This is a genomic window from Agathobaculum sp. LCP25S3_E8, from assembly GCF_052117165.1.
Lineage (GTDB): Bacteria > Bacillota > Clostridia > Oscillospirales > Butyricicoccaceae > Agathobaculum.
In genome coordinates this window covers 1-22,203 of record NZ_JBQKJR010000021.1, presented here as the reverse complement: position 1 = coordinate 22,203, position 22,203 = coordinate 1, and the positions used below count along the sequence as shown (strand labels likewise).

24 protein-coding genes and 1 other annotated feature are annotated in these 22,203 nt (G+C 54.5%); of the genes, 11 read left to right on the top strand and 13 right to left on the bottom strand.

All coding sequences use genetic code 11. The features are described from left to right. Positions 1-79 precede the first annotated feature (79 nt). From ACTQ34_RS08965 to ACTQ34_RS08935, 7 genes are all read right to left on the bottom strand, one after another. Complete coding sequence (locus ACTQ34_RS08965; RefSeq protein ID WP_441363499.1) at positions 80-595, bottom strand: DUF6376 family protein; 516 nt, start codon at positions 593-595, stop codon at positions 80-82. A 140-nt stretch (positions 596-735) separates the two neighbouring features. Further along, positions 736-1,749 carry an NAD(P)H-dependent glycerol-3-phosphate dehydrogenase gene (locus ACTQ34_RS08960; protein ID WP_441363498.1) on the bottom strand — a complete coding sequence of 338 codons (1,014 nt, stop codon included), beginning with the start codon at positions 1,747-1,749 and terminating at the stop codon, positions 736-738. Then, a complete protein-coding gene (plsY, locus tag ACTQ34_RS08955) occupies positions 1,746-2,390 on the bottom strand; it encodes a glycerol-3-phosphate 1-O-acyltransferase PlsY (protein ID WP_441363497.1) in 645 nt (214 codons plus the stop codon). The genes ACTQ34_RS08960 and plsY overlap by 4 nt, the downstream gene beginning before the upstream one ends. Before the next feature lie 39 nt (positions 2,391-2,429). After that, complete coding sequence (der, locus tag ACTQ34_RS08950) at positions 2,430-3,758, bottom strand: ribosome biogenesis GTPase Der (protein WP_441363496.1); 1,329 nt, start codon at positions 3,756-3,758, stop codon at positions 2,430-2,432. A gap of 30 nt (positions 3,759-3,788) precedes the next feature. Beyond that, positions 3,789-5,093 (bottom strand): DUF512 domain-containing protein, encoded by a 1,305-nt coding sequence (locus ACTQ34_RS08945; RefSeq protein WP_441363495.1) that lies wholly within the window; start codon positions 5,091-5,093, stop codon positions 3,789-3,791. A gap of 150 nt (positions 5,094-5,243) precedes the next feature. Continuing rightward, a complete protein-coding gene (gene rpmF / locus ACTQ34_RS08940) occupies positions 5,244-5,429 on the bottom strand; it encodes a 50S ribosomal protein L32 (RefSeq protein WP_125114771.1) in 186 nt (61 codons plus the stop codon). A 48-nt stretch (positions 5,430-5,477) separates the two neighbouring features. Then, positions 5,478-5,993 (bottom strand): YceD family protein, encoded by a 516-nt coding sequence (locus ACTQ34_RS08935; RefSeq protein WP_441363494.1) that lies wholly within the window; start codon positions 5,991-5,993, stop codon positions 5,478-5,480. Between the two features lie 170 nt (positions 5,994-6,163). Here ACTQ34_RS08935 and ACTQ34_RS08930 point away from each other — a divergent pair, with 170 nt between their 5' ends. Then, positions 6,164-7,144 (top strand): RluA family pseudouridine synthase, encoded by a 981-nt coding sequence (locus ACTQ34_RS08930; RefSeq protein ID WP_441363493.1) that lies wholly within the window; start codon positions 6,164-6,166, stop codon positions 7,142-7,144. A gap of 37 nt (positions 7,145-7,181) precedes the next feature. Here the strand turns inward: ACTQ34_RS08930 and ACTQ34_RS08925 are convergent, their stop codons facing one another. Then, positions 7,182-8,312: an FtsW/RodA/SpoVE family cell cycle protein gene (locus tag ACTQ34_RS08925; RefSeq protein WP_441363492.1), complete on the bottom strand. Its 1,131-nt coding sequence runs from the start codon at positions 8,310-8,312 to the stop codon at positions 7,182-7,184. 165 nt (positions 8,313-8,477) lie between these two features. Here ACTQ34_RS08925 and ACTQ34_RS08920 point away from each other — a divergent pair, with 165 nt between their 5' ends. From ACTQ34_RS08920 to cas5, 5 genes are all read left to right on the top strand, one after another. Then, positions 8,478-10,148: a formate--tetrahydrofolate ligase gene (locus ACTQ34_RS08920; RefSeq protein ID WP_441363491.1), complete on the top strand. Its 1,671-nt coding sequence runs from the start codon at positions 8,478-8,480 to the stop codon at positions 10,146-10,148. 74 nt (positions 10,149-10,222) lie between these two features. Then, the gene (locus ACTQ34_RS08915) at positions 10,223-11,155 is read left to right on the top strand and encodes an AEC family transporter (RefSeq protein ID WP_441363490.1); all 933 of its coding nucleotides are present in this window, start codon (positions 10,223-10,225) and stop codon (positions 11,153-11,155) included. A gap of 122 nt (positions 11,156-11,277) precedes the next feature. After that, entirely contained in the window at positions 11,278-11,769 is a 492-nt protein-coding gene (locus ACTQ34_RS08910; protein WP_441363489.1) for an Lrp/AsnC family transcriptional regulator, read from the top strand. Next, positions 11,763-12,935 (top strand): pyridoxal phosphate-dependent aminotransferase, encoded by a 1,173-nt coding sequence (locus ACTQ34_RS08905; protein WP_441363488.1) that lies wholly within the window; start codon positions 11,763-11,765, stop codon positions 12,933-12,935. The genes ACTQ34_RS08910 and ACTQ34_RS08905 overlap by 7 nt, the downstream gene beginning before the upstream one ends. Then, complete coding sequence (gene cas5, locus ACTQ34_RS08900) at positions 12,880-13,095, top strand: CRISPR-associated protein Cas5 (protein ID WP_441363520.1); 216 nt, start codon at positions 12,880-12,882, stop codon at positions 13,093-13,095. Before ACTQ34_RS08905 ends, cas5 begins: the two co-directional genes overlap by 56 nt. On the opposite strand, the gene pyrE is transcribed toward cas5, so the two are convergent. The 5 genes from pyrE to ilvB all read right to left on the bottom strand — a co-directional run bounded on the left by pyrE (position 12,995) and on the right by ilvB (position 18,714). Beyond that, positions 12,995-13,657: an orotate phosphoribosyltransferase gene (gene pyrE, locus ACTQ34_RS08895; protein ID WP_441363487.1), complete on the bottom strand. Its 663-nt coding sequence runs from the start codon at positions 13,655-13,657 to the stop codon at positions 12,995-12,997. The genes cas5 and pyrE overlap by 101 nt on opposite strands. A gap of 116 nt (positions 13,658-13,773) precedes the next feature. Next, the gene (gene ilvD, locus ACTQ34_RS08890; protein ID WP_441363486.1) at positions 13,774-15,438 is read right to left on the bottom strand and encodes a dihydroxy-acid dehydratase; all 1,665 of its coding nucleotides are present in this window, start codon (positions 15,436-15,438) and stop codon (positions 13,774-13,776) included. A gap of 64 nt (positions 15,439-15,502) precedes the next feature. Then, positions 15,503-16,498 carry a ketol-acid reductoisomerase gene (ilvC, locus tag ACTQ34_RS08885; RefSeq protein ID WP_441363485.1) on the bottom strand — a complete coding sequence of 332 codons (996 nt, stop codon included), beginning with the start codon at positions 16,496-16,498 and terminating at the stop codon, positions 15,503-15,505. A gap of 60 nt (positions 16,499-16,558) precedes the next feature. Then, positions 16,559-17,035, bottom strand: coding sequence for an acetolactate synthase small subunit (ilvN, locus tag ACTQ34_RS08880; RefSeq protein WP_441363484.1), 477 nt, complete (start codon positions 17,033-17,035; stop codon positions 16,559-16,561). A gap of 14 nt (positions 17,036-17,049) precedes the next feature. Continuing rightward, positions 17,050-18,714 (bottom strand): biosynthetic-type acetolactate synthase large subunit, encoded by a 1,665-nt coding sequence (ilvB, locus tag ACTQ34_RS08875; protein ID WP_441363483.1) that lies wholly within the window; start codon positions 18,712-18,714, stop codon positions 17,050-17,052. A 54-nt stretch (positions 18,715-18,768) separates the two neighbouring features. Continuing rightward, positions 18,769-19,019 (bottom strand) — a binding site (T-box leader). Positions 19,020-19,171: 152 nt separating this feature from the next. On the opposite strand from ilvB, the gene ACTQ34_RS08870 reads away from it, so the two are divergent. The 5 genes from ACTQ34_RS08870 to ACTQ34_RS08850 all read left to right on the top strand — a co-directional run bounded on the left by ACTQ34_RS08870 (position 19,172) and on the right by ACTQ34_RS08850 (position 22,053). Next, positions 19,172-19,846 (top strand): DUF421 domain-containing protein, encoded by a 675-nt coding sequence (locus tag ACTQ34_RS08870; protein WP_441363482.1) that lies wholly within the window; start codon positions 19,172-19,174, stop codon positions 19,844-19,846. A gap of 1 nt (position 19,847) precedes the next feature. Then, positions 19,848-20,186, top strand: a complete 339-nt coding sequence (locus tag ACTQ34_RS08865) for a DUF4363 family protein (RefSeq protein WP_441363481.1) — start codon at positions 19,848-19,850, stop codon at positions 20,184-20,186. A gap of 117 nt (positions 20,187-20,303) precedes the next feature. Continuing rightward, positions 20,304-20,936: a flavin reductase gene (locus ACTQ34_RS08860; protein WP_441363480.1), complete on the top strand. Its 633-nt coding sequence runs from the start codon at positions 20,304-20,306 to the stop codon at positions 20,934-20,936. 103 nt (positions 20,937-21,039) lie between these two features. After that, positions 21,040-21,447 carry a DUF7577 domain-containing protein gene (locus ACTQ34_RS08855; RefSeq protein ID WP_441363479.1) on the top strand — a complete coding sequence of 136 codons (408 nt, stop codon included), beginning with the start codon at positions 21,040-21,042 and terminating at the stop codon, positions 21,445-21,447. Positions 21,448-21,453: 6 nt separating this feature from the next. Further along, a complete protein-coding gene (locus ACTQ34_RS08850) occupies positions 21,454-22,053 on the top strand; it encodes an NAD(P)H-dependent oxidoreductase (RefSeq protein WP_441363478.1) in 600 nt (199 codons plus the stop codon). Positions 22,054-22,203: the final 150 nt, after the last annotated feature.

Genomic DNA, 22,203 nt, shown 5'->3' with positions numbered 1-22,203 from the left:
TATTATACCAAATGCAGACGCAAAGTGCAAATCAAAGGCACCCCGAAGGGTGCCTTTTTTGATTTGCTATTTTTCTGTTTTACGAGCCGCTTGCTTCCTGTAACATGCTAGCGCCTTCCGCCATATCGGTCATGGCAGCTTGCAACTGTTCACTCATCTTCGTGGTCAGCTCAGAAAGCTTGGTCTGATCGGTCTCTTCCGTCATCGCAGCAACGGTATCAATGAACTCGATCAGAGACTGGCAGCCGGACTGGAGCTTTGCATGCGCATCTGCATAGGCTTCCGGCGGAGTGATGGCAATAAAATCATTCAGCGAAGTCTTCATGGACTCCAGCACTTGCTTGGCCGACTCCGGATCGGTGACAGCCGTGCTGGCGCTGTTCTGAATCTCGCTCATCTCTGTGCTCAGATCCTCAACCGCCTGCTGATACTCTTCCTCAGTCAGAGCAGTCGATGCGGCTTCGCCGGTTTCGCTGGTCTCACCGCTGTTCTCGCCGTTACCAGCATTGTTTCCGCCGCCGCAAGCCGCCAGCGAAAATGCCAATGCCGCTGCAAGCAGTGCAGCCAACAAACGCTTCGTCATATTCTTCTTCATACTGTGTCTCTCCTTACCCTTATTTATTTTCAAGACTGTATTAAGCATTATAAAGGAAGAGACTAAAATTGTAAAGTCATATTTTGCCAGCAACAATGCAGATTTATCAGAAATTTCCTGTGCATTTTACCTATTAAGTCTCAGTGCACCCAAACTTCCTCATGCTCACCGCGCCGCGGACGCCCTAGCAGCAGGCGGCTTGCTTCGGTGGCAGGCAGACCGTTGTACAGCACTTCATACATCGCTTCCGTAATCGGCATGGAAACGCCCTGCTGCTTGGCCAAATGGTAACCCGCCTCGGTTGCGTAATACCCCTCCACGGTCGCACCGACCTCCTGCATCGCTTCCTGCACAGTCTTTCCCTTGCCGATCAGGATGCCTGCGCGACGGTTGCGCGAGTGCATCGAGCAACAGGTTACAATCAGGTCGCCCACACCGGATAAACCCGCAAACGTCTCCTGCCGCGCGCCCAACTGAACGCCCAGCCGCGCGATCTCGGTCAGGCCACGGGTCATAAACGCCGCCTTGGAGTTATCACCCATGCCAAGACCGTCCGCGATGCCCGCGCCCAGCGCAATGATATTCTTAAACGCACCGCCCAGCTCACAGCCGATAATATCCGCCGAGGTATAAACGCGGAAATAGCTTTCGTTCATAAATGCCGCCTGCGTCAGCTCCGCTGCCGCACGGCTTTCCGATGCCGCCACAATCGCAGTAGGCACGCCGCGCGAAACCTCCTCCGCATGGGTCGGACCGGTCAGCGCAACAACCGGATTGTTACCGTGCATCGCACGGTCAATGGTCTGCGAAAAACGGCAATAGCCATGCTTGGCATCCAGCCCCTTGCCGACGTTAACAATCACGGTACCCGCCGGAACGATATTCGCCAGCTGCTCCGCCGTAGAGGCGACCGCAAACGACGGCACCGCCATCACGACAAGATCCGCCTTTGCCGCACCCGACATATCGGTGGTAATCGCAATACCCTCTGGAATTTTAACGCCCGGCAGCAGCTTTTCATTGGCGCGTTCACGCAGCAACAGGTCGCACTCCTCCTGCAAATAGGTCCACGAGGTCACCTCATGACCGTTGTCATGCAGCAGCAGTGCCAGCGCAATACCCCAGCCACCGGTACCAAGTACAAAAACCTTCATTTTCCGTTCTCCTCTCCGTTACGATCGGACTGTTCAATGGTTTTCTTGCTTTTGAAGGAAAACTTGTTTTCCTCACCGCGTAAGATGCGTGCGATATTCGAGCGGTGCATGAAAATCACCGCCACTGCCATGCCGAACGCCATCGCAATCAGCACGGGGTCATCGTAGAAGATAAAGGTGGTGATAGGAAAGCTGATGGCACCCAGAATCGACCCGAGGGAAATCCAGCGTGTCAGCGCCACCGCTACGAAAAACAGCACAAATGCAATCAGGAAAATACGCCAGTCGAACAACAGCAGCATCACCGCGCCCACCAGCACGCCCTTGCCGCCGCGGAAGCCAAAATACAGCGGAAACATATGCCCCAGAATCACAAAGATGCCCGCTACCAGCTTGCCGACCGGTCCGGCCAGCATGGCGCCGATCGACACCGCTGCTGCGCCCTTGGCGATATCACCCAGCAGCACAAACAGCGTCTTACCTGCGCCCATTGTACGGTAGGAGTTGGTCAGTCCAGCGTTGCCGCTGCCGTATTCGCGGATATCCTTCCCCAGCGTAACCTTACTGACAATGATTGCAAAACTCAGAGAGCCGAGCAGATAGGCGCACACCGCAATGATAGCAAAATGCGTAAGTGTCATATGGTTTTCCCCCAGTTTCAGAAATATCAGCCGCGCCCATTATCCCTTTTTATCGCTGCGCTCCCGGATCACCATACGCACCGGCGTGCCGGTCAGGCCGAACACCTCACGAATCTGATTTTCCAGATAGCGCTGATAAGAAAAGTGGAACAGCCGTGCATCGTTGCAGAAACAAACAAAGGTCGGCGGGCAAGTGGACGCCTGCGTCATATAGAAGATGCGCAGACGGCGGCCCTTGTCGGTTGGCGGCTGCACACGGGCAGTCGCCTCAGCCAAGATTGAGTTCAAGCGGCCGGTCGGGATGCGCATGTGGTTTTGCTCGTATACCTCATGAATCAGACCGAACAGTTTGTCAACACGCTGACCGGTCTGCGCCGAGATAAACAGCACGGGCGCATACGGCATATAGGCCAGACCCTCGCGCACACGCAGCGTGTATTCCTTCATGGTTGAGCCGTCTTTTTCGACCAAATCCCATTTATTTACCACAATGATGCACGCCTTACCCGCATTGTGCGCCTCGCCCGCGACCTTGGTATCCTGCTCGGTCACGCCCTCGGTTGCGTCAATCATGATAACGCATACGTCCGCGCGCTCGACCGCAAGCAGCGAACGCATCACCGAGTATTTCTCAATCTTTTCGTCCACCTTGCTCTTCTTGCGAATGCCCGCAGTATCGATGAAAGTAAACTTTCCATGCGCATTGTCCACATTTGCGTCTACGCTGTCTCGTGTGGTACCAGCCATATCGGATACAATGACGCGCTCCTCGCCAAGCACCCGATTGAGCAAGCTGGACTTACCGACGTTCGGCTTGCCGATGAGGGCAACACGAATGCGCTCCTCGTCCTCCCCGTTCTCGTCTTCGGGCGGAAAATGCTCGTATGCCGCGTCCAGCAGTTCGCCCATTCCGTAGCCGTGCAGTGCGGAAATGCCGTACGGCTCACCCAGACCGAGGTTATAGAACTCATAAAACTCCGGCTCCGGCTGACCGGGCTTATCACATTTGTTGACTGCCAGAACAATCGGCTTGCCCGAGCGCAGCAGCATGGCTGCCACGTCCTGATCAGCCGCAGTAATACCAGTACGCAGGTCGGTGATAAAAATAATCACATCCGCATGTGAGATAGCCGTTTCTGCCTGAAAACGCATAAACTGCAAAATCTCGTTGTCATTATTCGGCTCAATGCCGCCGGTATCGATAATGGTAAAATCACGGCCGCGCCAGTCGCTCTCGGCATACAGGCGGTCGCGCGTTACGCCAGGCGTGTCCTCCACGATCGACAGGCGTTTGCCCGCCAGTCGATTAAATAACTGGCTCTTGCCGACGTTCGGCCGGCCCACGATCGCAACAATCGGTTTTGGCATATCGTTTCCCTCCTCTTTGCTCCGGGGGTGTCAGTCTTCAAAAATTTTGGCGAGCAAATCCGCGCCGTCAATTTCAACCGGCACAAGAGGCACGCCAATTGCTTCCGCAACCTGCTGCGGGGTGTAATCATCCAGAAATACATCGCCGCCGTCACGCAGCATGTTAGCCGAAATCAGCACACGCTCACCCAGTTCACGGTCTTTCAGCTGCGCGATCAAATCCTGTCCGGTGATCAAACCCGCAACCGAAACGCGATGTCCAAAAAAGTCATTGCGGATTTCCACTACTTTTCCATTCAAATTATCGCATTTTGCAGCCGCTTCGTCAAGCAGAACCGCCATAGACGGCGCCGCTGCCGCACCGGTGGCAATGGTGAACGGGCGTGCCGTGCGGCCCTTGTAATCGGGCAGCGCAAGTCGGAACTCCTCCATAAACAGCGGCAGCATACCGATGCCGTTTTCAAACTGGGTGAATTCCTCGTAATACTCGGTATCCGGCAGCGACCGTTCGGCTTTGAGATACAGCTCATCCCCGCACCAGACCAACCGTGTGCCCAATTCGCGCAAACACTCGTCCGCAAACGGCTCGACGATGTCCAAAATGGCCTCAGCCGCTGCCTTGTCGGTCGGCGCGAGCGGATACAATCCCTCACGGTGGCGCGTCATACCGAATGGCACGACCGAAATCGTATTCACCGCGGGATACAGCGCTTTGAGGTCGCGCAGTGAGCGTTTCAATTCCTCGCCGTCGTTTAAGCCCTTGCACACCACGAGCTGACAGTTCATCTGGATGCCGCCCTCGGCAAAGCGGTTCATGATTTTCAGTGCTTCACCTGCGCGCGGGTTGCGCAGCATCTTAACGCGCAGTTCCGGATTGGTGGTCTGCACCGAAATGTTGACCGGCGAAATATGCATACGCAGAATACGGTCAACATCCGCTTCGGACAAATTGGTCATTGAAATATAATTGCCCATCAGAAAGGACATACGCGCGTCGTCATCCTTGACATAAAGCGTTTTTCGCATACCGCGCGGCAGCTGGTCGATGAAACAGAATACACACTTGTTCGAGCACTGCTTCATGCCATCCATCAGGTAGTGTTCAAAATTTAGTCCGAGCGGCTCACCCTCGCGCTTGTGCACATGCACCTCGCGCAGAGTTTTACCGTCCGCTTCCATCACCTGCAAAGTGAGCGAAGCGTCATAGCTGTAAAATTTGTAATCCAACACATCGCGAATCGCGGTGCCGTCAATTTGCAGCAGGGTTTCGCCTGCTTGCATCCCTGCGCGCTCCGCCGGACTGCCCGCGTCCACGCTGACAATTTTTGACGCCATACAGCGCCCTCCTTTCGGCAATTTCCTTTTCCCGTGCTATGCGCGGCACATCTTCTTTGTTTGGAGCGCTTGCGGCCCCTCACACAAGACGAAGCCAAAAAAAATGGAGAAGTCGTTGCCGCCTTCTCCATCTTCTCTTCTGTTTTCGCCTTACGCTTCCTTAACGGCGACAACCTCACGGCCGTTGTAATAACCGCAAGCCTTGCACATTCTGTGAGCCAGCTTCATCTCGCCACAGTGCGGGCACTTAGTCATGCCGGGCAGAGAGAGCTTCCAATGAGAGTTACGACGCTTGTCACGACGGGCTTTCGATACCTTTCTCTTCGGTACTGCCATGGTGGATACACCTCCTACTCTATCTTCTTTATTTTTTATTAACGAACTTTAATTGCGCTCATCCTCACCAGAATCGAGCAGAGCGCGCAGCGCGGCAAAACGCGGGTCAATCTGCTTGCTTTCGCAGTCACAATCGACCTCATTGCGGTCGGCGCCGCAGTACGGACACAGGCCCTTGCAATCCTCCTTGCACAGATAGGTCATCTGCACCTGAAGAATCAATGCGGGTACCATCACATCCGCCGGATCCACGCTGTCACCGGTCAGCACGAAAAGATCATCCTCTTCCTCCGCATCGGGGTCGTCCGACAAAACCGTATCGACCTCCGCTGTCAGCAGAATCTGAAGAGGCTTGAGACAGCGCGCACAGGCGGTGGAGTAAATCGTTTTGATCGTTCCCTTGAGCCGCAATATGCCGCTTTCACCGGAAACCTCGCCGCTCATCTGAACCGGGCTTTGAAACGGTTTGGCTCCGTACAAAGTCTCTTCCCGCAAGTCGATTGTTTCGGAAAACGGAATCGACGCATGCTGAGACGCGGTCAGTTTTTTTAAATCAATCTTCATGTCAACCTCACATGGTACTAAGATAGTATACTACACCCAATCCTGCTTTGTCAACCAAAAAATACGGCAAAAAACGCATTTCTCTATCCGGCGGGAGCACTTCCCTTTTCTTCCGAAATGCGGTATACTGAATGCGTTCCATTATTTTTTACAGAAAAGGATACCACATCTTGAGAGAATATTATATCACAAAAAACGACAGCGGGCAACGGCTGAACAAATTTCTTGAAAAAGCTGTGCCGCTGCTGTTCGGCGGCATGATGCACAAGTATCTGCGACTCAAACGCATCAAGGTCAACGGCAAGCGCACGGAAGCCGCCTACCGTCTTTGCGAAGGTGACGCGGTGCAACTCTACCTCAACGACGAATACTTCAACGCGCCCCGCGAGGAAGAGGCCTTCCGCCGCATCACGCAGCCCCAGGTCCGCATCGTCTATGAGGACGAAAACATCCTGCTGGCGGACAAAGCGCCCGGCATGGTCGTACATGCTGACGAGCACGGCGACACTAATACACTCATCGCGCACATTCAGGCCTATCTGTTTCAATCCGGCGCGTGGAATCCGGAGGACGCAGCCTCGTTTGCGCCCGCGCTGTGCAACCGCATCGACCGTAACACCGGCGGCATTGTCATCTGCGCCAAAACCGCCGAAGCACTGCGTATTCTCAACGAACGCATCAAGGATCGCGAGCTGGAAAAGCGCTATCTGTGTGTCGTGCACGGCAGACCGGTACCGCCCGAAGGAGTCATTGAAAACTATCTGCGGCGAGATGAAAAACGCAAACAGGTCACGCTGCATAAAACGCGCGTCCCCGGTGCGAAAACCGCCAAAACACGCTATCGCACGCTTGCCAGCAGCGGCAAGCTGTCGCTGGTCGAATGCGAACTGCTCACCGGGCGCACCCACCAAATTCGCGCACACATGGCATCCATCGGCTGTCCGCTGCTTGGAGACGGCAAATATGGCACAAATGAGTTAAACCGTCCCTACCGAGAAAACGGCCAGCTGTTGTACGCCTATTCGCTGACGTTTCGCTTCGAACAGAACGCCGCCGCGCTCTCTTATTTAAACGGCCGTACGTTCTATGTCCAGCATATCCCCTTTGTGGAAAAGTATTTCCCGAACTACCATATTCAGCAAGATAAATAAAAAGGTAGGCACACAAACGTGCCTACCTTTTTTCATGTCATTGCAACCAGGATGGCTTTTCACGCATTCGCACGCCCGCTGCAATGCCGAGCGCGGCATACATTGTCACCACCGAGGTGCCGCCGTAAGAGAAAAACGGCAACGTCAAGCCCATAACGGGCAGCAAACCGACATTCATAAAGATATTCATGAACGTCTGAAACAGGAACATGCCGCCCACGCCTACCGCCAGCAGCGCGGAAAACGTAGTGGATGCGCGGTAAGAGACGTAAAACAACCGCAGAATGAGCAGACCCAGCAGGCAGATAATCAGCATACAGCCAATAAAGCCCAATTCCTCACCCGCAACCGAAAAGATGTAGTCGGTCTGGTTCTCCGATACCATCTGCATCTGTGTCATCGTGCCGTGCGTCAGCCCCTGCCCGGAAAATTGGCCGGATCCGATGGCGATTTTACCGTAGGTCGACTGCATGGAAGCATCCGGATCGATAGATGGATCAAATAACACCAGAATACGGGTTTTTTGATAATCCTTCAAGATAAAATTCCAGATGATCGGGATGCTGATAATACCGAGTCCAAAACCCGCGCCCAGCCATTTGAGCGAAAGCCCCGCAGCAAACAGCATAATGAGCGCAATCATAAAGTATTGGATTGCCATGCCGGTATCACCCGAAGCGATAACGACCGCACCCATCATGATCAGCGTATGCAGACCGATGACGAACAACCCGCGCCACTCGCTGATATGATCTTTAATTTCCGAGATATGTGCGGCAAGCGTGAAAATGAAGATCAACTTACCCAGTTCACCCGGCTGCAAACTGGTGGGGCCCAGATCCAGCCATGCGCGCTGACCATTCACTTCGGTACCCAGCGGAGTAAACAGCAGCAACTGCAAGCCAATGTTGACCAGCACAAAAATTTTCCACCAGCCGCTCATTCCCTCCAGATCGATCAGGCTCATCACCACAAACGCACCTAGACCGATGATAACCGCCGCGCCTTGAATAAATAGGTTGCGGGTACTTCCGTCATACACGGTTACCGGGTTGAGCGTTGCCGAATAGATCAGCACCATGCCGTACCCCGAGCAGACCAGTGCCAATATTGCCAGATACAGGTCGGTATTTTTGATATAATGCGTGACCGTTTTGAAAACGTCCATGCCGACCCTCCTTTTTGCTGAAATTATATACGCTTTATATCATACCACAACGCAGCCTCTTTTTCGAGTCACAAATTCGGCAAATTTTTCGCTCTATCCGCTGGAAAACTGTGCAGAACATTGTTATAATAATGTCACTGTGTAAAATGTACGGGAGGAACTGCTATGTTATCCGATATTGAAATCGCACAGGGCTGCCAGATGCGCCCAATCACCGAAGTCGCCGCGTCCGCCGGTCTGGATGCGGAGGATCTGGAACTATACGGAAAATACAAGGCCAAGCTGTCTGCCGATGTGTGGAAAAAGACGGCCGGTCAGCCGGACGGCAAGCTGGTGCTCGTCACTGCCATCAACCCCACTCCAGCCGGAGAGGGCAAGACAACCACGACCGTCGGCCTTGGCCAGGCGATGGCAAAGCTCGGCAAAAAAGCTATGATTGCGCTGCGCGAGCCATCCCTCGGCCCGGTGTTCGGCATCAAGGGCGGCGCTGCCGGCGGCGGCTATGCACAGGTCGTACCGATGGAGGACATTAACCTGCACTTCACCGGCGATATGCATGCCATCACAGCTGCCAACAACCTGCTGTGCGCCATGCTGGACAACCACCTGCAGCAGGGCAATGCGCTGGGCATCGACCCGCGCCGCATCATCTTCACCCGCGTCATAGATATGAACGACCGCGCCCTGCGCAACATCACCATCGGTCTGGGCGGCAAGGTCAACGGTGTCCCGCGCGAGGATCACTTTATGATTACGGTTGCCTCCGAGGTCATGGCTATTCTTTGCCTTGCCTCCGATCTGGAGGACCTCAAAAAGCGCTTCGGCGATATTCTGGTCGCATACTCTTATGAGGGCAAGCCAATTTACGCGCGCGACCTCAAGGCCGAAGGCGCTATGACCGCACTGATGAAGGATGCCATCAAGCCCAATCTGGTGCAGACACTGGAGGGCACGCCCGCGCTGATGCACGGCGGTCCGTTCGCTAACATCGCACACGGCTGCAACAGTGTGCAGGCCACTAAGCTCGCGCTTCGGCTCGCGGATATCGCGATCACCGAAGCCGGTTTCGGTGCTGACCTCGGCGCGGAAAAGTTTATGGACATCAAGTGCCGCAAGGCCGGCCTGTCGCCCGACTGCATCGTCATCGTTGCGACCGTACGCGCTCTGAAATATAACGGCGGCGTACCCAAGACCGAACTGAATGTCCCCAACATGGCGGCACTCGAACATGGTATCTGCAATCTGGACGCACATCTGGATAACATGAAAAAGTTCGGCGTGCCGACGGTCGTGGCCATCAACGCATTCCCGACCGACACCGCAGAAGAAGTGGAATTCATCCGTCAGCACTGCGCTGCGCGCGGCGTCCGGGTCGCCTTGTCCGAAGTATTCGCCAAGGGCGGCGAGGGCGGCAAGGCATTGGCCGAAGAGGTCCTTGCCGTGCTGGACGAAGGCAAGGCGGACTTCCATATGCTGTATGAAGATGAACTGCCGCTTGAAGAAAAGATCCGTAAGATTGCCAAGGAGATTTACGGCGCGCTGGGCGTAACCATCGCTCCTGCAGCACACAAGGAACTGATGAACATTACCGAGATGGGCTATGGCAATCTACCCGTTTGCGTTGCCAAGACCCAGTATTCCCTGTCCGATGACCCGGCGCTGCTCGGCCGTCCGACCGAATTTGTCGTCAATGTTCGCTCCGCTCGTCTTGCTGCGGGCGCAGGCTTTGTCGTGGTTGAAACTGGCGCCATTATGACCATGCCAGGCCTGCCCAAGGTGCCGGCTGCGGAAAAGATTGACGTCGATGCCGATGGCAAAATCACCGGTCTGTTCTAATCCCAATTTTAATCCATCAACAGGAGCCGCCGACAGGCGGCTTCTGTATTGCATCGACAAAACAGGGGGACCATATGGAAATTAGCCTGATTCTGGCAGAACAAATTGTGCAGCTTTTTCTCATTTTGTTCATGGGTTATATCATCGTCAAAGCCAAACTGCTGCACACCGAGGACAGCCGCAGCATTTCGGTAGTCATGGTATATATTGTGACGCCATGTGTGATTATCAATGCCTTTCAGGTGGAATACACGCCGCAGGTGATAGGCGGACTGCTTTATTCCTTTGCTTTTGCAGGCGTGGCACATCTGTTATTCCTGCTCATCGCCCGTGTGCTTGCCCGTCCGCTTCGGCTGGATGTCATCGAACGTGCCGTAATCATTTACACCAACGCAGGCATTCTGGTTATCCCGCTGGTGAATGCTCTGCTGGGCGCGGATTATGTCATCTATTCCTGCGCCTTCCTGGTCATTCAGCAAATCCTCATCTGGACGCACTGCCGCAGCCTGCTCTGCAACACCGGCGGCATGGAGTGGCGTAAAATTCTGCTCAACATCAACATCATCGCTATTGCCATCGGCTGCGCGCTGTTCCTGCTGCGCATTGAACTGCCCGACTTTATCAACCAAACGCTGAACACCACTGGATCAATGCTCGGTCCACTGGGCATGCTGCTGGCCGGCATGGTCATTGCGGATACCCCTCTCGCCCGGCTGTTCAGCGCACCGCGCGGCTATCTGGCAGCGGCGCTGCGCCTGCTGTTCTGTCCGCTGCTGACCGTGCTGCTGTTTCGCGCTGTCGGCGCTGCGGACCTGATTGCAGATGGCAAAAATATTCTGATGACCGTCTATCTGGCCTGCATCACACCCGCCTGTGCCACCGTCACCTCGCTGGCGCAGCTGTACGACCGGGACGCGGCGCACTCGAGCGCGCTTTATGTGCTGTCCACCCTGCTTTCCATCGTCACTATGCCGCTCATGATTGGCGTATACGACTGGCTCATCTGAGATTTGTCATAGAAACAGGCCGCACAGTGGACAAATTCATTTGCTCTGGTGTATAATAGCCATACGGCAGTGAATCACACTGTCCTATGACCGCAAACTGACTCAAACAGGAGGTTATTATCATGGAAAATCCTGAAAAGCTGCTGGATTTACTCAGTCAGGACGCTCGCCTGACCCCCGCCCAGCTTGCCGCCATGACCGGTGCAAGCGAGCAAGAGGTCACAGAGGCAATCCGGACTTTTGAAAAGAATTCTACAATCCTGGGCTATAAGACCGTTATTGACTGGGACAAAACCGCAAAGGAAAGCGTAACCGCACTCATCGAGGTTAAAATCACCCCGCAGAAGGGCATGGGCTTTGACGAAATCGCGCGTCAAATCTACTCCCACCATCAGGTGGAAAGCGTTTATCTGATGAGCGGCGGCTTTGACCTGACGGTCATCATCAAGGACCGCTCCATGCGAGAAGTGGCGCGCTTTGTTTCCGAACAGCTCGCGCCGATGGAAAACGTCCTTTCGACCGGCACACATTTCATTTTGAAAAAGTATAAGGATTACGGCGTGGAATTTGACCCCTCAGATAATGACAAAAGAGAGGTCATGATTGCATGGTAGATTACGAACAGCTGCTCTCCGACCGGGTCAAGGAGGTCAAGCCCTCCGGCATCCGTAAATTCTTCGATGTGGTTGCAACCATGCCCGACGCAATTTCGCTCGGCGTGGGCGAACCGGATTTTGAAACCCCGTGGCAGATTCGCCGCGCTGGTATCCAATCGTTGGAAAAAGGCCAGACCTTCTACACCTCCAACTGGGGTCTTGCCGAGCTTCGCCGCCAAATCGCGGCGCTGACCCGACGCAAATATCAGCTTTGCTATGATGCGGATAAGGAAATTCTGGTGACGGTAGGCGGCTCCGAGGCAATCGACAACGCTATCCGTGCACTGGTCAACCCCGGCGACGAAGTCCTGATTCCTGAGCCGAGCTTTGTCTGCTATACGCCGCTGACCCAGATGGCAGGCGGCGTACCCGTCGCGCTGCCCACGCGTGTAGAGGATCAGTTCAAGCTGACTGCAGACGCGCTGCGCGCGGCCATTACGCCGCACACCAAGCTGCTGATTCTCCCCTATCCCAACAATCCAACCGGCGCCATCATGACACGGGACGAGCTGGAAGCGATCGCAGCTGTCCTGCGTGACACTAACATCGTCGTTCTGTCGGACGAAATCTATTGCAGCCTGACCTACGGCAAGGACCCGCATGTCTGCTTTGCCGAACTGCCTGGCATGCAGGAGCGCACCATCGTTGTAGACGGCTTCTCCAAGTCCTACGCGATGACCGGCTGGCGTCTCGGCTGGGCGATGGGCCCCAAAGAGCTGATGCGCCACATCTGCAAAGTGCATCAGTTCGGTATCATGTCCGCACCGACCACCGCACAGTTTGCGGGCATTGAGGCCATCCGTTCCGGCGAGGACGATATTGAACGCATGCGCACGCAATACGACATCCGCCGCCGCTTCTTGCTCGGTGAGCTGCGCTCGATGGGGCTGGAATGCTTCGAGCCGCAAGGCGCGTTCTATATGTTCCCGTCCATCACCTCGACCGGGCTGTCGTGCGAGGAATTCTGCGAGCGTCTGCTCAAAGAGGAGAAGGTCGCCGTCGTACCGGGCAGCGCCTTTGGCGCAAGCGGCGAAGGCCACGTGCGTATTTCCTATTCCTATTCCATGAATCATCTGCGGGAAGCCTGTTTCCGCATGCGCAAATTCCTGCAATCCTTATCCTAAAAACAAAACGGCCCGTTTCTTTGGAAACGGGCCGTTTTTTATACAATACAAGCTTTGTCTCAGAACACGCAGTACTGCTTCATATACGCATCCATCAACGGCAGCAAATCGGCATACTCTGCCTTGTCCGCCAGATACTCGCGGATATCCTGAACGGTAACGAGCGCATGCACCTTGATGCCGAACTCCTCGCCAACCTCCATAACCGCAGTCTTGCCCGGTGTGGTGCCGACCTCGCAGCGGTTGACCGAAATGAACATATCAGTTACCTTGACATCTGCGCAGCCCTTGAGCACCGGCATGGTCTCGCGGATCGCCGTGCCTGCCGTAATTACATCCTCGATGATGATAACGCGATCGCCGTCCTTCGGTTTGTAGCCGACGATATTGCCGCCCTCGCCGTGGTCCTTAGCCTCCTTGCGGTTGAAGAAAAAGGGCTTGTCAATGCCGTAGTTCCGAGCCAGCGCACCGGAAACCGATGTCGCCAGCGGAATACCCTTATACGCAGGGCCGAACATCGCGTCAAAGTTATCACCGATGGTCTCCTTGACCAGTGCTGCATAGAACTCACCCAGGCGGGAGTTCTGCAAACCGGTTTTATAATTGCCGGTATTGACAAAATACGGTGTCTTGCGGCCGGACTTGGTCGTAAAGTCGCCGAAGCGCAGCACATCCGCGCTCATCATAAACTCAATAAATTCCTTTTTGGCCTGAGAAAGCATAACTTGTTCCACCTTTATTTTCATTTGTCACCAGTATACCAGATTTAACCGGCAGAAACAAGCCGTCTGCAACACAGAAAAAGCCTGAAGCGGCCGCTTCAGGCTTTTTCTGTGTTTTATCGGAGCACCGCGCCCTGATCAGCCGAGGTAACCAGACGCGAATAGCGGTACAGCCAGCCCGACTTGATGTTGGGCTCACGCGGCACAAACTTTGCGCGGCGCGCCTCCATCTCCTCGTCGGAAATCTGGACATTGACCTTGCTGTTCGGGATATCGATGGCAATGATATCGCCCTCTTTGATCAGCGCGATCTCGCCGCCCGCAGCGGCTTCCGGCGAAACGTGGCCGATGGATGCGCCGCGGGACGCGCCGGAGAAGCGACCGTCCGTGATGAGCGCGCAGTCCTTATCGAGCTGCATGCCGGCCAGTGCAGAGGTTGGGTTGAGCATCTCGCGCATGCCGGGACCGCCCTTCGGGCCTTCGTAGCGAATGACCACAACATCCCCCTTATGAATATCTCCGGCATAGATAGCCTTGATTGCGTCATCCTCGGAATCGAACACGCGCGCCGGGCCTTCGTGCACCATCATTTCCGGTGCGACAGCCGAACGCTTGACGACACAGCCGTTCTTGGCAATGTTACCCCACAACACCGCAATGCCGCCTGTCTCGGAATACGGATTCTCCAGCGGACGCACAACCTCGGGATTCTTGTTCTCGACGCCCTCAAGGTTCTCGCCTACCGTTTTGCCGGTCGCGGTGATAAGCGACAGGTCAAGCAGGTCCCGCTTGGTAAGCTCCTTCATGATGGCCGGTACGCCGCCCGCCATGTACAGCTCTTCGATATGGTGCGGACCAGCCGGCGCCAGATGACAGATATTCGGCACCTTGGCAGACAGCTCGTTGAGTACATTCAAGTCCAGCGGCACGCCCGCTTCGTTCGCCAACGCCAACAGATGCAGCACCGAGTTGGTCGAGCAGCCAATCGCCATTTCACAGGTCAGCGCATTGCGGAAGGCTGCAGGCGTCAGAATGTCGCGCGGCTTGATATCGCGGCGTAACAATTCCATAATCTGCATACCCGCATGCTTGGCCAGATGAATACGCGCGGCATGCACAGCCGGAATTGTACCGTTGCCGGGCAGTGCCATGCCGATCGCTTCGGACAGGCAGTTCATCGAGTTTGCCGTATACATACCCGAACACGAACCGCAACCCGGACACGATCCACACTCGCATTCCTCGAGCTTCGCATCATCAATCAGTCCAGCTTTGTACGCACCGACCGTCTCAAAGGTCTTGGAAAGCGAAATTTCCTGTCCGTCATAATGACCGGCCAGCATCGGGCCGCCGGAAATGATGATAGACGGGATGTTGAGGCGCGCCGCGGCCATCAGCATGCCGGGCACAATCTTGTCACAGTTCGGGATGAGCACGAGTGCATCAAACTGATGCGCCTGCGCAAGCGTCTCAACGCTGTCCGCAATCAGCTCACGGCTGGGCAGCGAGTACTTCATGCCGATATGGCCCATGGCGATGCCGTCACATACGCCGATAGCCGGAACCAGTACCGGCGTGCCGCCTGCGATACGCACGCCTGCCTTGGCAGCGTCCGCAATTTTATCCAGATTGATATGACCGGGGATAATCTCACTGTATGCGGAAACCACACCGATGATCGGCTTTTTCATCTCTTCTTCGGTCAAACCGCAGGCACGCAGAAGCGAACGATTGGGCATACGCTCTGCACCCGCAGTGATATTGTCACTTCTTTTGGACACGGGGATTCCCTCCTCTTTTGCGAAACAGGCGGGCGGAAACCCGCCCGCCTGTGCGCAGTATTTTTTACTTTTTCAGCCAGCTCATCATGCCGCGCAGCTTCTTGCCGGTCTCCTCAAGCTGGGTATTTGCCTCCAGCTCACGGGTCGCCAGGAAGCGTGCACGACCGCCCGCTCTGTTCTCCTGAATCCACTCGGAAGCAAAGGTGCCGTCCTGGATTTCGCGCAGGATCTTCTTCATCTCCTTGCGGGTCTCCTCGGTGATGATGCGCTTGCCGGTGCGGTAATCGCCGTACTCCGCAGTGTCGGAGATAGAGTAACGCATCTTGGCAAAGCCGCCTTCGTTGATCAGGTCAACAATCAGCTTCATCTCATGTACACACTCAAAGTAAGCGTTCTCCGGTGCATAGCCCGCTTCAACCAGCGTCTCAAAGCCAGCCTTCATCAGCTCGCAAACGCCGCCGCACAGAACAGCCTGCTCACCGAACAGGTCGGTCTCGGTCTCGGTCTTGAAGGTAGACTCCAGAATACCCGCACGGCCGCCGCCGATACCGCAAGCATAAGCCAGCGCGATATCCATCGCCTTGCCGGTTGCATCCTGATGTACACATACCAGATCCGGAACGCCCTGACCCTCAGTGTAAGTACGACGAACGATGTGGCCCGGGCCCTTCGGCGCGATCATGATAACGTCAACGTCTGCCGGCGGAACGATCTGCTTGAAGTGAATATTGAAGCCGTGCGCAAACGCAAGGCAGTTGCCCGGCTTGAGGTGCGGCGCAATAGACTCCTTATAGATGTCCGCCTGCTTTTCGTCCGGAACCAGCATCATAACGATGTCGCCCGCCTCAGCAGCGTCAGCCGGCGTCATAACGGTCAGGCCGTAATCCTTTGCCTTTGCTTCATGCTTGGAGCCCGGACGCAGGCCAACGACAACATTGACACCCGAATCCTTCAGGTTCATCGCATGTGCATGGCCCTGAGAACCAAAACCGATGATAGCAACGGTCTTGCCGTCCAGCAGGGACAGGTTGCAGTCCGAATCATAGAACATCTTTACCATTTTTAACTCCTCCTAAATATATATAAATGAAATTAGGAAAACAAATTGAATATACCGCCGTTACTTCTCAATAGCGGTAACACCCGAACGGCTCATCTCCATCACTTCAAAGTTGGAGATGACATCCAGAAACGCATCGATGCGGCTGGGCACCTCGGACAGCTCGACAATCATCGACTGATCGGTAGATTCCACAATATGTGCATCATATAGCTCACACAACTGGCGGATGGCATCGCGCTCACTGCCGGCTTCCGCATGAAGTTTGACGAATACCAGCTCACTGCAGCAGGAATCATCCTCCTGCAAATGATCGACACGCTGCACCTCTTCCAACTTAAGCAGCTGCTTGATAATCTGCTCAAGAATGGGTTCGTCGCCCTGCACGATAATGGACATGCGGGAAATCTTGGGATCGGTGGTCGCCGATACGGTCAACGAGTCAATGTTATAGCCGCGACGGCCAAACAAGCTGGACACACGCGCCAGTACGCCCGCATTATTCTGCACGGTCACAGAAAGGATATATTTTTCCATTTTCTACTCCTTTCTCAGTCCGCCACGATATCGTCCACCGTACCACCCGCGGGAATCATGGGCAGTACGCGCTCATCCTTGTCGATGCAGCAGTCGATCAGCACCGGACCGGTGCGCTCAAGCGCATCCGCCAGCGCCGCGCGCAGCTCCGCAATGTTCGTCACGCGGAAGCCGCGGCCGCCAAACGCATCGGCAAGCTTGATATAATCGGTCTTACGATACAAATTGGTCTGGGAATAGCGTTTTTCATAAAACATGGTCTGCCACTGACGCACATTACCCAGCACGTTGTTGTTCATAATAATCGTGATAATCGGCAGATTATAGGTAACCGACGTGCACAACTCGTTCAGATTCATATGGAATGAACCGTCGCCCGTGATATGGACCACCGTCTTTTCCGGGAAAGCAACCTGCGCGCCCATTGCCGCGCCGTAGCCAAATCCCATCGTACCCAAACCACCGGAAGTCAGAAAATGACGCACCTTACGGCAGCGGTTATACTGTGCCGACCACAGCTGATGCTGGCCGACATCGGTCGCAACGATGGCGTCATCCCCAATCATGTCATACAGCGTGCGCAGCAACTGATGCGGATGAATAACGCTGTCATCATCCTTGGGCACATAGTCAAGTGTTTTGTGCCACTCGGCAATCTGTGCGCGCCATGCCTCGTGCTTCGCTTCTTTTACATACGGCAGCAGCGCTTGGAGGAAATTCTCTGCATCGCTGACCACCGAATAATCCACGCCGATGTTCTTATTGATCTCGGCCGCGTCAATATCAATATGTATAATCTTTGCCTTGGGGGCAAAGCGCCGCGGATTGGTCGCCACACGGTCGGAGAAACGCGCGCCGATGCAGATCAGCAAATCGCTGCGCTCAACCGCCCATGCCGCCGAAACCGTGCCATGCATACCGACCAAACCCAAACTCAGCGGCTCGGTGTCCGGAATGCAGCCAATCGCCATCATAGTGTGCGCAGAAGGGATATCCGCCCGGCGCATCAACTCGAGCAGTGCCGCACCGGCATTTGCCGTCTCCACGCCGCCGCCATAATAAATAATCGGACGCTCCGCCTGTGCGATCATACCAGCAACCGTTTCCAGCTGCTCCGTCGTTACATCATACGTCTCATGAACCTCGACCTTAGGGGCCGGAATATATTCGCACTCCGCGCTTGTAACATCCTTCGGGATATCGATCAATACCGGACCGGGTCGGCCGGACGCCGCGATGCGGAACGCGTTACGGATGGTATCGGCCAGTTCCTCCACATGGCGCACGACGAAGTTGTGCTTGGTGATCGGCATGGTGATACCGGCGATGTAAACCTCCTGAAAGGAATCGCGTCCAATCAGGCTCGTACCGACGTTGCCGGTGATGGCAACCATCGGAATGGAATCCATGTAAGCTGTTGCAATGCCCGTAACCAGATTGGTTGCGCCCGGGCCGCTCGTTGCCAGACACACGCCAACCTTACCGGTCGCGCGCGCATAGCCGTCAGCTGCGTGGGCAGCGCCCTGCTCATGGGCGGTTAAAATATGTCGAATGCGGTCGCTGTTTTTGTAAAGCGCATCATAGATGTTGAGGACTGCGCCACCCGGATAACCGAAAATCGTATCGACTCCCTGCTCTACCAGCGCTTCCACCAAAATCTCAGAACCATTCTTTACCATGCGAATCCGCCTCCTTTCTTCAAATCACAAAATAAAAAAAAGCCTCTGTCTCTACAAAGAGACAAAGACTATTCCTCTGCGGTACCACTCTTTTTGCCGCGTATCATTGGATTGCATACTGCGGCCACTCACTCGATCCTTTAACGCAGATCACGCGGAACGCCTTACACAGGGCCTTATTTCATCCCATTTCAGACGCTCGGCTCACGGAGGACTTTCGCACTTTCCTTCCTCCACCGCCTTGCACCACCCGGCGGCTCTCTCTTTTGGATTCCAGACGCTACTTTTCCGGTCATCGCCAACTTGCATTGTTCAAAATGTAATTCATATTATAAATCCGCTTACAGCGAATGTCAACAACTATTTCGTATTTTACTTTGTTAAATTCTTGTCTGGGTATATTCTTCCGTTTTTGTGCTATACTACCGGTAAATTCTGATAGAAAAGAGGCCGAAACATGGCTGTTCCCCTGCTTCGTACGCTGATTCTATACTTTGCAGTCATCGCTGCAGTGCGCTTGATGGGCAAACGTCAGATCGGTGAACTGGATCCGTCCGAGCTGGTCATCACCATCCTGGTTTCCGATCTGGCAGCGGTTCCCATGCAGGATCTGGGCATCCCGATGTTCGCTGGACTGGTCCCTATCGCCACACTCATCGTACTCGAAATCCTGCTCAGCTGGATTGCACTCAAAAGCCGCGCATTTCGGCGGCTGCTCAACGGTCAACCCGCCATTATCATCCGCGGCGGGCAGCTGGATATCCCTAAGCTGCGCGAAATGCGTCTGACAACCGATGAAATTATCGAAACGCTGCGCAAGCAAAATGTATCCTCCGTGTCCGATGTCAAATATGGCGTCATCGAGCCGGACGGCACGCTGTCTGTAATTCTCAAGCAACCGCAACAGCCGGTCACGGCGGAAATGCTGGGCATCACCCCCAAGGACACCGGTTTGCCTCTGGTCGTTGTGTCCGACGGCAAGCTGGTGCGCCGATCTCTGCGCTTGCTGCAGCTCGATCCCAAAGATATTGAAAACCGGCTGCGAAACCAAAGCCTTGCCGTGTCCGACGTATTTCTAATGACACTGGATGACTGCGGCAACAGCTTCATCCAAAGAAAGGAGAAACGCTGATATGCGGCGTCTTTGCATCGCTTTGCTGCTTCTGGCGCTGCTCATCTGGGGCAGCTGGTGGAGTCTGCATGCGGTAGAGCAAGTTACCAGTAGCATCGTCCTTGAAATTCAAGCAGGCGAGCTGGACAAAGCGCACCAGCACTGGGACAGTGCGCAGCTTTTGCTTGGCTCCCTGCTGCTGCACGACGAGATTGATCAGGCGGACCGGCTGTTCGACCGCGTGCTTGCTGCACATGAGTCCGAAAGTTCAGAGGATTTCCTGCTCGATTGCACGGAACTGCTTGCACAATTAAATCACTTACCCGAGCTGGAACGCCCCAGCCTTATCAACCTGTTGTGATTCCCCAAATTCTACTCTGAAATTTTGTAGGTTTTGATATAGCATTTCCCTTTTATATATGATAATATTTATTTGTAATTAGTATTTATTTTCAATAATAAGAAAGGGAGCTGCTTTATGAATAACGCCGCCTATAAAAAGCTCGATTACAGTCTTTCTCTGATTTCCACTGCGGCCGACGGCAAAAATTTCGGCTGCATCATCAATTCTTTGCATCAGGTAACCTCTTCCCGCCCGCCAAAGTTCACGCTGTCCCTCAATAATGATTCCGCCACCGGCGCCGCACTCAAAAAGTCCGGCGTTGCCGCCGTCACCCTTCTTGCACAGGATGCGGAGGAGAAAATCGTCAACGAATTCGGCTACAAATCCGGTCGCGCGATCGATAAATTTGCTGCTTTTCCCTTTGAGAAGGACGAAAACGGCTGTCCTTGGCTGCGCGAGGGCATGGTATCACGCCTAAGTCTGCGTGTGACCGAAACGGTGGCCATCGGCTCATACACGCTGTTTGTCTGCGAACTAACCGACGCTGAGGTACTTGCCGACGGGGACTGCCTGACCGTAAAGGCGCTCGAAGGCCGTGGCAAAGATGCACCGCCTGCCGCACCCGTTTATCATGAAGTCGGGCCGGATGCCGGCTGGAAATGCACAGTCTGCGGCTATGTCCGACTGGATGATACCATCCCGGATGACTATGTCTGCCCAATCTGCCGCGCTCCGCGCAGTAAATTTGTCAAGCGAAGCGAAACCTAATCACCTTCACCCTCCCTTTTGCCGCTCCTTTCAAAAAAAGGAGCGGTTTTCTTGTCTTTTGACGCCCCCTGTGCTATGATGAAGCAAAGGCAGGTGGAGTTATATGAAAAGCATCAAACCCGGCCGCGGCCCCTCTATGATGGGTGGTTTTGGCTCTGTATTCGGCATCATTTTCGGCATCTTCTGGACGGTGCTTGCCGCGTCTATGACACAAGGTTTTGGCCTGGTCGGCATCATCTTCCCGTTGTTCGGCGTGTTGTTTATCATCATCGGCATATGCAACGCCGTTTACAACTTCAAAAATGCTACCGGTAAAAACCGTTATTCCGAATTCGATATCACGGATGATGCTGAAGAACCCGATCCACTCAACCAGTATTTTGGCAGCAAGCCAGAAAACACCTCCGATACCCTGTCATCGGGCAGCAGCTTCTGTCCCTACTGTGGCGCACCGGTGCAAAGTGATTTTGCCTTTTGCCGCAAATGCGGAAAGGCTTTGCCAAAGGAGTAATCAGTTATGAAAAAAGTTCTATTTGTCAACGGTTGCATCCGCGGAAATGCATCGCGCTCCCTGCGGCTGGCCCGACGACTGGTCAGCCGCATCCCGGATGCAGAAATTGAGGTATTGCAGCTTTCCGCGCTGCATCTGACGCCTTACGGCGCTGACGACATTGCCGAGCGCGATGCACTATCCTCTGCCGGCGCTTTCGACACGCCGTTCTTCGCACTCGCCAACCAATTCAAAGCGGCGGACGCTGTTGTGTTGGCCTGCCCGTTCTGGGATATGGGCGTGCCGTCCATGGTGCGAACTTATCTGGAGCATTTGTGCGTGACCGGTCTGACCTTCCACTATGGCAGTGACAATTATCCCGTAGGAGACTGCCGCTTGCAGCGATTTGTTTATGTCACCACGCGCGGCGGTGTGGTGGATAACCGCGACCCCGTGCTCACCGACCACGCTTCCGCTTATCTGCTGTCCATCTGCAAACTGCTCAGCCACGGACGCTTTGACACACTCGCCGCGGAAGGGCTGGACATCATCGGCAACGATGTAGAAGCTCTGCTCTGTGCAGCTGAAGCGCAGGCAGATGACATCGCGCAGCATTTCTGGGAATAACCTTTTTTCTCAGAAAGCAGAAAAACGCCGGAGACCGACTGTGAAGTGACCCCCAAAAGTTAGACAATATTTGAAAGCAAAAATTGTTTAAGCAGCCGAAAGGGCTTGTTGTCTGTGAATTGCAGGCGGCAAGCCCTTTAGCTTTGCCTT

Coding starts and splice junctions, on each gene's coding strand:
- pyrE (WP_441363487.1), bottom strand. CDS start 13,657: ATGCTTTCTCAGGCCAAAAAGGAATTTATTGAGTTTATGATGAGCGCG.
- ACTQ34_RS08935 (WP_441363494.1), bottom strand. CDS start 5,993: ATGAAGATTGATTTAAAAAAACTGACCGCGTCTCAGCATGCGTCGATT.
- ilvC (WP_441363485.1), bottom strand. CDS start 16,498: ATGGTAAAGATGTTCTATGATTCGGACTGCAACCTGTCCCTGCTGGAC.
- ACTQ34_RS08945 (WP_441363495.1), bottom strand. CDS start 5,093: ATGGCGTCAAAAATTGTCAGCGTGGACGCGGGCAGTCCGGCGGAGCGC.
- ACTQ34_RS08905 (WP_441363488.1), top strand. CDS start 11,763: ATGGTAGATTACGAACAGCTGCTCTCCGACCGGGTCAAGGAGGTCAAG.
- der (WP_441363496.1), bottom strand. CDS start 3,758: ATGCCAAAACCGATTGTTGCGATCGTGGGCCGGCCGAACGTCGGCAAG.
- rpmF (WP_125114771.1), bottom strand. CDS start 5,429: ATGGCAGTACCGAAGAGAAAGGTATCGAAAGCCCGTCGTGACAAGCGT.
- ACTQ34_RS08910 (WP_441363489.1), top strand. CDS start 11,278: ATGGAAAATCCTGAAAAGCTGCTGGATTTACTCAGTCAGGACGCTCGC.
- ACTQ34_RS08850 (WP_441363478.1), top strand. CDS start 21,454: ATGAAAAAAGTTCTATTTGTCAACGGTTGCATCCGCGGAAATGCATCG.
- ACTQ34_RS08865 (WP_441363481.1), top strand. CDS start 19,848: ATGCGGCGTCTTTGCATCGCTTTGCTGCTTCTGGCGCTGCTCATCTGG.
- ACTQ34_RS08870 (WP_441363482.1), top strand. CDS start 19,172: ATGGCTGTTCCCCTGCTTCGTACGCTGATTCTATACTTTGCAGTCATC.
- ACTQ34_RS08915 (WP_441363490.1), top strand. CDS start 10,223: ATGGAAATTAGCCTGATTCTGGCAGAACAAATTGTGCAGCTTTTTCTC.
- ACTQ34_RS08860 (WP_441363480.1), top strand. CDS start 20,304: ATGAATAACGCCGCCTATAAAAAGCTCGATTACAGTCTTTCTCTGATT.
- ACTQ34_RS08920 (WP_441363491.1), top strand. CDS start 8,478: ATGTTATCCGATATTGAAATCGCACAGGGCTGCCAGATGCGCCCAATC.
- ilvN (WP_441363484.1), bottom strand. CDS start 17,035: ATGGAAAAATATATCCTTTCTGTGACCGTGCAGAATAATGCGGGCGTA.
- ilvB (WP_441363483.1), bottom strand. CDS start 18,714: ATGGTAAAGAATGGTTCTGAGATTTTGGTGGAAGCGCTGGTAGAGCAG.
- plsY (WP_441363497.1), bottom strand. CDS start 2,390: ATGACACTTACGCATTTTGCTATCATTGCGGTGTGCGCCTATCTGCTC.
- ACTQ34_RS08960 (WP_441363498.1), bottom strand. CDS start 1,749: ATGAAGGTTTTTGTACTTGGTACCGGTGGCTGGGGTATTGCGCTGGCA.
- ACTQ34_RS08925 (WP_441363492.1), bottom strand. CDS start 8,312: ATGGACGTTTTCAAAACGGTCACGCATTATATCAAAAATACCGACCTG.
- ACTQ34_RS08965 (WP_441363499.1), bottom strand. CDS start 595: ATGAAGAAGAATATGACGAAGCGTTTGTTGGCTGCACTGCTTGCAGCG.
- ACTQ34_RS08855 (WP_441363479.1), top strand. CDS start 21,040: ATGAAAAGCATCAAACCCGGCCGCGGCCCCTCTATGATGGGTGGTTTT.